This is a genomic window from Streptomyces roseus (assembly GCF_001044425.1).
Classification (GTDB): Bacteria; Actinomycetota; Actinomycetes; order Streptomycetales; family Streptomycetaceae; genus Streptomyces; species Streptomyces roseus.
In genome coordinates, this window is sequence record NZ_LFML01000130.1 from 1 (window position 1) to 5,259 (window position 5,259).

General features: G+C 77.2%; 4 protein-coding genes. All 4 read left to right on the forward strand.

Annotated elements, in window-relative coordinates:
- The coding region (locus ACS04_RS29395) for a hypothetical protein (protein ID WP_048479856.1) at positions 1 to 877 on the forward strand (877 nt) is incomplete at its 5' end.
- Entirely contained in the window at positions 874 to 2,748 is a 1,875-nt protein-coding gene (locus ACS04_RS29400; RefSeq protein ID WP_048479857.1) for a hypothetical protein, read from the forward strand. The genes ACS04_RS29395 and ACS04_RS29400, both read left to right, overlap by 4 nt.
- On the forward strand, positions 2,745 to 4,721 hold the full coding sequence (locus ACS04_RS29405; protein WP_245236598.1) for a TOMM precursor leader peptide-binding protein: 1,977 nt from the start codon (positions 2,745 to 2,747) through the stop codon (positions 4,719 to 4,721). Before ACS04_RS29400 ends, ACS04_RS29405 begins: the two co-directional genes overlap by 4 nt.
- 14 nt (positions 4,722 to 4,735) lie before the next feature.
- Positions 4,736 to 5,259, forward strand: a 524-nt coding sequence (locus ACS04_RS29410) for a thiopeptide-type bacteriocin biosynthesis protein (RefSeq protein ID WP_048479858.1), incomplete at its 3' end; no start/stop codon positions are given.

Sequence of the window (5,259 nt, forward strand, 5' to 3'; positions counted from 1 at the left end):
CGTCGACGGGCGGCGCCGGCTGGCGCAGGCCGAGGCGGCGGGGCGGGCGGAGCTGATCCCGCCCCCGTACGGTCCTCTCGTACCCGACAACACGGTGCGGGTGGAACCGGTGGACCGGTCCTCGCTGACCGCGCTGATCGGCCCGGACGGGGTGCGGCTGCGCGAGGACCTGCTGGCCCTCGGCCTGCCCGCCCTCGACGCGGGCGCCGCGTTCCTCGCGGAGCGGGCGAACACCTCCACCGCCCGCGTGGAACTCGTGGTGGCGGCGCTCGCGGCCCACGCGGCCGCACACCCCGAAGGACTGGTCGGCGGGCACTACTCGTACGTCTCCCACCTGGAGGACTTCCTCGCCCAGGAAGACCACGACGGCCGTATCCGGGCCGCCTTCGACCGCCGCTGGGACGCCGTGGGCGGGCGGATCGCCGCGCTGGTGGGCCGCATCGCGAGCGGTGGCGAGACCGGCTGGGAGGGGGCCTGGGCCGACTGGTCCACCGATGCCTGGCGGATCGCGGAGCAGCGGTTCGAAGCGGGCGCGGACTTCACCGGCGTACGAGCGGAGTACGTGGACCGGGCCGCGGCACTGGGCGACCCGGCCACCGCCGAGCGCTGGGACCGGGGCGCACGGACCCGGTACAGCGACTTCCACCGGCTGCTGCACCGCTCGGACCCGCAGGGCACCATGTGGAGCCGCCCCGACTACCTGGTCTACCGGGCCTGCACCAACGGGCTGTACCGGCTCCTCACCATCTGCGACGTCCGGCCCGTCGAGCGCTACCTCGCCGCCCACCTCCTCGTGCGCAGCGTGCCGGAACTCACCGGGCACCGGTGGCAGGCACGCGTCGGCGAGGTCATCTCCGCCGTGGAGGGCACGCGGTGAGCGCCACCGTACCGCCCAGCCCGCGGCTGCGGCTGCGACCCGGGGTGGCGGTCACCCCGCTGCGCGACGGCCTGCACCTGCGCGGCCGCGAGGCGAGCGTGACGCTCGAAGGCAGCAGGGCGCTGCCGGCCCTGTGGGAGCTGCTGCGCGAGCGGCTCGGCAACGACAGGGGCCACGCCCTCGGCGCGCGGGAACACCTCGACCCGGAGTCCGCTCCGCCGCGCCTCGACCCGGAGTCCGCTCCGCCTCGCCTCGATCCGGCAGATCCCCGGGTCGGGTCCGCGCTGGACGCGCTGACCGCGCAGCTGCGCGCGCACGATCTGCTCATCGAACAGCCGGCGGGGGCCGCGGAGCCGGCCGCCTGGCTGGGGTCCTGCGCGCCGCGACCCGCACGCGCGGCCGCGGCCCTGGCCGCCGCACGGCCCGTGGTCGCGGCGGCCGATCCCGAGGGCCCGCTCGCCTCGGCGCTGATGGGCGCGCTGGACCGGGCGGGGGCCCCGCCGGAGCCGCGCCGGGACGCGGGGCTGGCCGCCGACCGCGTGGTCGTGGTCGCGGGGACCCCGCCCGTGGCCGTGGCCGTGGCCCGTACGGCCGCAGGCGGCTTCGTCACGGCCCCGGCCGAGCCGGAACGGGCGCGTACGGATGCCGAGTCGATCGCCGTGCGCATGGCCCGCGATACCGGCGCCGGGTCCGGGTCCGGGTCCGCAGGCGGTTCGACCGAGAAGTCGCACGGCGAGAGGGGCCAGGAGACGGACTGGGTGCGGGAGGGGTCGGCCGCGGCGGTGACGGCCCTGCTGGCCGGAGCCGCGGCACAGCGGCTGCTGTGCGCCGTGGCCGGCCTGCCCGATCCGGCCGGGCCGGAGGAGGACCCGCGACTGCTGCCCGGACATCCGGCCGTACTGGTCGCTTCGGCCCGGCCGCCGCACGCGTCGTACCGCCCCTGGGTCGGCGGCCCGGCCGCGCCCGCGTCCCCCTCCCCCGCCCCCGCCGGGGACCTGGCCGGAGCCCTGCGGCGGATCGAGGCCCTGACCGACCCCTTCCTGGGCGTGCTCGACGCGCCGCTGCCGGGCGGTCTGCCCCAGTTGCCCGCCGCGCTCGCGAGCTGTGCCTCGGTGGCCGGTCCCCTGGTGGCCGGGGCTCCGAGGACGGACCTCGCCCGGCTCACGGCAGTGTGCCGGGCGGCTGAACTGTGCCTGGGGGACGGGATGCCGGTCGCGGTCGGCGCGGGTCCCAAGCACGCCCTCGGACGGGCCTTGCGCCGGGCCGCCCTCGCCACCGCCGGTGACCGCGGCACCGGCCGGGCCCTGGGAGAGGAGGAGTGGCGCGGGCATCCCCAAGCCCGTCACTGGTGGACGGTGCTGACCCGCCATCTGGGGCTGCCGATGCGGATGACGGTCCACCGGTTGGCGGCGGAGCAGGCCTACTTGGCCGTCGTACGGGACCCGGCCGGCCGGACCGGAACCGCTGGAGTCGCCGCCCGCGCGGTGGAGGCGACGGCCGCCGACGCCGCTGCCCTGGCCGCGCTCGGCGCGGTGACGCGGGCCATGACCGCCGAGGCAGCCCCGGCCGGGGCCGTGCACACCGCGTTCAGCGGGGCCGAGGCGCAGCTCGCCGTCGCCGGATCCGAGCCCGCGGTATGGACGGACGAGGGCTGGACCGACCGCTGGCTGGCCGCTATCGCGGGGCGGGAGCCGCAGCTGTGCGCCGCGCTGACCCGGCTGACCGGGCTGCGCCCCGAACCCTGGAAGCCGGGCGGGAGCGATCTCACCGGCGCGGGAGCAGCCGGATCGGCCGGATCGGCCGGGCCCCTCCTGACCGCCCTGCACGCGTGCGGGTTCACCGTTCTGGCCGGGCGGGAAGGAACGCGATGAGCGCCACCACGATGACGAGGTACGGGACGGCCGCCGACGGGACGGCGGCGGCCCCCTTCGCCGGCTCCGTACCCGTCCTGGATCCGGCCGCGGCCCTGGAGACCACCGCCGGCGTGGCCGTCGTCCATCTCACCGCGTGGACGCTGGAGCTCGCCGAGCGCCTCAGCCGCCACGCGCTGGCCCACCCCGTCCGCCTGGTGCCGGTGCGCGAGGACGGCGCGCTGACCGTGATCGGCCCCGTACTGGAGCCCTCGGCGCGGGCGTGTCTGTCGTGCGTGGAGTACCGGCGACTGGCCACCGCGGGCGGCCGGGTGCCCTGGCAGAGCCCCCGCCTCGCGCTCGGCGGCACCGGCACCCCGGCCATGGCGGAGGCCGTCCTGCTGCTCGCCGCCGCCCTCCTGGAACCCGCGCCGGGCATTGCGGAATCCGGCCCGGTCGCGGGGGCGGGGGCGGAGTCACCGGAGACGTCGGCCACCGTCCACGTCGTCCAGGGCCACCGGGCCACCTGGTCCACCCACCGCGTGCGCCCGATCGGCGGCTGCCCGGTGTGCCGCCCGCTGCCGGCCGACTCCCCCGCCGCGGCGGCGTTCGCGGACACCCCGCGGCCGCTGTCCGACCCGTCCGTGCTGCGCGGCCCCAACGACCGTACGGGGGCGGAGTGGTTGCGGACCGAGCTGTTCGACGAGCGGTTCGGCCCGGTGCGCCGGCTGTTCCGTACCGAGGACTCGGCCTTCGCCCTCACCACGGCCTGGGTGGCCGACGGCCGTCCGGTCGACGACGGCGGGTACGGCCGCTCCGCCGATTTCCGCTCCAGTGAACGGGTTGCGCTGTTCGAGGCCGTGGAGCGGCTGGCCGGCATGCGCCCGCTGGGCCGCCGTACGGTCCTGCGCGCCTCCTTCGCCGAACTGGGTCCGCAGGCCGCCGTGGATCCCGCCCGGCTCGGTCTGCCCGACCCGGCCCACCGGGGGCACCCCGCCTCCCTTTCCGTCCCGTACGACGCGGATCTGCAACTGGACTGGGTGTACGGCTGGTCGCTGACCGAGGGCCGGGCCCGTGCGGTGCCCGAGCACGTGGCGTACTGGGACCTCGGGCAGGGCCCCGGCCGGGCGCGGGTCGTCTACGAGTCCTCGAACGGCTGCGGACTCGGGAACAGCCCCCAGGAGGCCGCACTCTACGGGCTGTTCGAGGTGGCGGAGCGGGACGCGTTCCTGATGGCGTGGTACGCGCGCACACCGCTGCCCGGCATCGCGCTGCCCACGGACGACCCGCTGGTGACCGCCCTGGCCTCGCGCGCCGCGCTGCTGGGCTACCGGCTGAGCCTGCTGGACGCCACCAACGACCTCGGCATCCCCGCGGTGGTCTCGCTCTGCCGCTACGAGGGTGCTCACCCCGACGCTCCCCGCGCCTTCCTGGCCGCCGGGGCCCACCACGATCCGCGCGCCGCGATCCGCGCGGCGGTGGCGGAGGTCGTCACCAACGTCCAGGACGCGGTGCACCGGCCGGCCGGTCCGGGCGGGGCGCGCGACCCGGAGCGGCTGCGCCCCATGCTGCTGCGACCCGAGCTGGTGGTCGGCCTCGACGACCACGTGGGAGTGAACACGCTGCCGCAGGCGCAGGACCGGCTGAGGTTCCTGTTCGGCGACGTCCCGGAGGTTCCCTGGCAGGAGCGGTGGCCGGGTGCGCCCACACCGGTGCCCGACCTCACCGGGCTGCTGAGGGAGACGGTCGCGCGGCTGGCCGCCGAGGGGCTGGAGGTGCTCGTCGTCACGCAGGACGAGCCCGGGATCAGGGACCGGCTGGGGCTGCACTGCGCCAAGGTGATCGTGCCCGGCACCCTCCCGATGACCTTCGGCCACGTCAACCGCCGCACGCTCGGGCTGACCCGGCTGCTGGAGGTCCCCCACCGGCTGGGGCGCACCGCGCGTCCGCTGCGCGACGACGAACTCCCCTTGTACCCGCACCCGTTCCCGTGAGGCGATCCGATCCCATGACAGATGACCCGTACGCGTCCCGCTCCGCGCCGCCCGCCGCCACGGCGACCCTGGCAACGGCTCCGGCGGCAGGCTGGCAGAGCCTGCACCTGACCCTGCACACCGACGGCGCCGCCACCGACGCCTTCGTCACCGGCTCCCTCGCCCCTCTGATGGACGGCCGTTACGGACCGGGGGCGGGTGACTGGTTCTTCATCCGCTACCACGAGGGCGGGCCCCACCTGCGGATCAGGTTCCGGGGTGCGGGATCCGGCGGGGACGCGGCGCGGCACGCTGCCGCGCTCGCGGCGGAACTGGCCCTGGCGGCCGCCGGCACCACCCCCGCCACGGGCACCTGGCCCGGGCGGCACGGGGAGGTGCGCGTGGTGGCGTACGAGCCGGAGACCGAGCGCTACGGCGGGCCGGCCGCGCTGCCCGTGGCCGAGGAGCTGTTCGTGCACTCGACGCGCGCCGCGGTCGCCGCCCTGCGCGCCGTACCAGGGCGGGCCGAGCGGCTGCGGCTCGCCCTGGACCTCGCCCA

What these genes read in the sequence shown, in the direction of transcription:
- ACS04_RS29405 (WP_245236598.1), top strand. Translation starts at nt 2,745, where the DNA reads ATGAGCGCCACCACGATGACGAGGTACGGGACGGCCGCCGACGGGACG.